The sequence below is a fragment of the Bartonella sp. AA56HLJMS genome, assembly GCF_042197145.1.
Taxonomy (GTDB): domain Bacteria; phylum Pseudomonadota; class Alphaproteobacteria; order Rhizobiales; family Rhizobiaceae; genus Bartonella.
In genome coordinates this window covers 1-2,867 of record NZ_JBHIRL010000058.1, presented here as the reverse complement: position 1 = coordinate 2,867, position 2,867 = coordinate 1, and the positions used below count along the sequence as shown (strand labels likewise).

Below are 2,867 nucleotides of genomic sequence, written 5' to 3'. Positions count from 1 at the left end.
CTGAACATCAAGCGGTATAGAGAGATTAGATGAAGGATCTAAAGGATCAGAGGACTGAGAAGGCTTTGGTTCAACAGACGCAGAAGGAAGAACAACAGAATCTGTAGAAGAAGGAGCGTCAGACATAAACGACGTAGAAAGTGGATCGGGGGGAGAAAATGGAGGATCAACAGGATCAGGGGATGTAGAAGAAGGAGCATCAGACATAAACGACGTAGAAAGTGGATCGGGGGGAGAAGGTGGAGGATCAACAAGAGCAGAGAACGTAGAAGAAGGAGAGTCAGATGTCAACGACGTAGAAAGTGGATCGGGAGGAGAAGATGGAGGATCAACAGGATCAGAGGATGTAGAAGAAGGAGCGTCAGACATAAACGACGTAGAAAATGGATCGGGAGGGAGAGGATCGACAGGATCAGAGGACGTAGAAGAAGGAGGGTCAGACACAAACGAAGTAGAAAGTGGATCGGGAGGGGGAGGATCGACAGGAGCAGAGGACGTAGAAGAAGGAGAGTCAGATGTCAACGATGTGGAAAGTGGATCGGAAGGGGGAGGATCGACAGAATCAGAGGACGTAGAAGAAGGAGGGTCAGACATAAACGACGTAGAAAGTGGATCGGGAGGGGGAGGATCGACAGGAGCAGAGGACGTAGAAGAAGGAGAGTCAGATATCAACGACGTAGAAAGTGAATTGGGGGGAGAAGATGGAGGATTAACAGGATGAGATAATGAAGAAGGTTTACCAAATGGACCATTATAAGAACCTATTCTAGAAGAAATATAAACCCCTTCGAGTCGGAAATCCCAAAATTCCCCCTCACCTTCCACTAATCTTTGCGTAGCATCTGCTTCTCCAAAGGGCGAACCTGGACCATAACCACGAATACGATATTGATAAGGAAAACCTTTCACCGTAGTATAATCATCATAACCATTGGCGAGTCGAAAAGAACCTGCCTGCGCTGTTCCAGCAACTTGAATGAGTGAAATGCTTTGATCTTTTCCCTCATAGACTTCTTTACTTGCATATTTTGGAAAATTTTGCACATGAACGAATGTCGTTCCAGAAACATCCCCATAGATCAATATGCGATCCGTCTTTTGGGGATTAAACAAACCCTCATCATTCAAAAATGCATTCAACCTAATCTGAGCGTTTCCCTCGGCACTGTAGACTTTTTTATCTTTTGATGCGAGAATTTTATCTCCTGCACCTATATCTGCTTTTTTTCCAATGCGTAGCGTTTGATAACCACTGTCTTCATCAAAGATCAATGTGCTATTGGAAAGACTTAGAGAAGAAAGCGATGAAACAGATTCCTGTAAACCGTTGTATTTACTTTTAGTAAGATACCATTTTGAATAACGAATTAACTCTAAATCAATAACCGATCTACCCTCAACACGCGTACCTCCTGTAAGAGAGGAAGCGTTTGCTTTCACCAATAGAGAAGCATTATTTTTAGCTTTTAGCAACAAATCACCAGAGATTTTTGTTTCATCCGATAATTCAAGAGTGCCTTTTACTTCATAGTCTTTATTCCCCTTCGCATAAATCGCAATCCCGTCTGGAACTGTCATATTTGTCTCTGATAAATAAACAAATGCCCTCCCCGTGATAACTTTTTTGGTTTCTAAAATTTTTTCATCATCTCGTTGCCTCAACATTTTAGCAAGTTCTTCTGGAGCTAAAACATTAAAGCACAGTCCATATACTCCCTCACCCTGAACAGAAATATTGTTTTTTTCTATCTTAATATTTGTATTCTTAAAGCCATCTGGTGAAATATATTTTTGAATTAACTTACCATTATCATTTACATAACCTGAAAAGTTTTTCATCAAGAATGCATGCATATGGTTCAGCTGAATAAAATTGTTTTTCAAATGAACGTCACCACCTTGAAAAACCTCAAAAGCTTCTGGCAATACCCCCATAGCTCCATCACCATCTGTTAAAGTTTCCTCCCTCCTTCCTTGCCCCGTAATCCCCATAGTATCAAGAATATAATGCCCCCCAAATCGAGTTGAAAATGAGCCAATCTGGTTAAAATTAACGGTACCGTCTGTCATTTTAACCATTGCATCAAAACCACTCATAATACCGATCCCTTTTACATTCAAATTATCTGGCTCAATATTGATATTCACACTCACTAAAGCAATATCCGTTCCTCTCCCCCATGCATAAATAGCATGTGAAGTCCCCTTAATTTCCCCTACTGTCATGCTAATAACGGCATTTTGAGCACGAAGAGCAGGTATATTCTTAAAATCTGAAGCTATTAAATTAATTTTTCCACCATTTCTTACATACGCCCCATACGCAGATATTTTATCTGGATCATCGCCAAAAACTGTTATCTGAGAGGCATTAACAATAGTGCCTGCTTTTTCTACATATATAGCTGCAATAGGTGCAATATGAGCAGACGTCTCTTGAGAACTTTTTAAGTAATAGATTTTATCTGCGAGAAAGTGTGTTTTTCTATCATCGCATTTATAAAATGCCCCTCCTGCATCACTTGAAGATCCTGCAGCATTAACATACGTAACCTGCAAAAAATAAAGAATAGCTGTTGTAACGTTGCATAAAAATACATATTTATGAAATACATAAATCATAACTCTTGCCGCCTCCTATTCCCCTACTTCTATTCATTGAAGAATAATATCTATATTAAGCTAATAAATTTCTCAAAATACAATAAATATAAAATGAAATATTTAATTTAATACTTAATACAATACTATATACTTATATATAAGTTACTATATAGTTTATGTATTGCTAAAAAAGGTGGCGCAATCCAGCAGAGAAACTCGTTCCAGAAAAACCAATTTTCTTAAATCTATGCTGATAAGTGACA

Annotated in this window: 1 protein-coding gene; it reads right to left on the bottom strand. The window is 39.1% G+C overall.

All coding sequences use genetic code 11. The features are described from left to right. On the bottom strand, positions 1-2,622 hold a 2,622-nt coding region (locus ACFINI_RS09680), incomplete at its 3' end, for an autotransporter outer membrane beta-barrel domain-containing protein (RefSeq protein ID WP_375648020.1). Positions 2,623-2,867 lie beyond the last annotated feature (245 nt).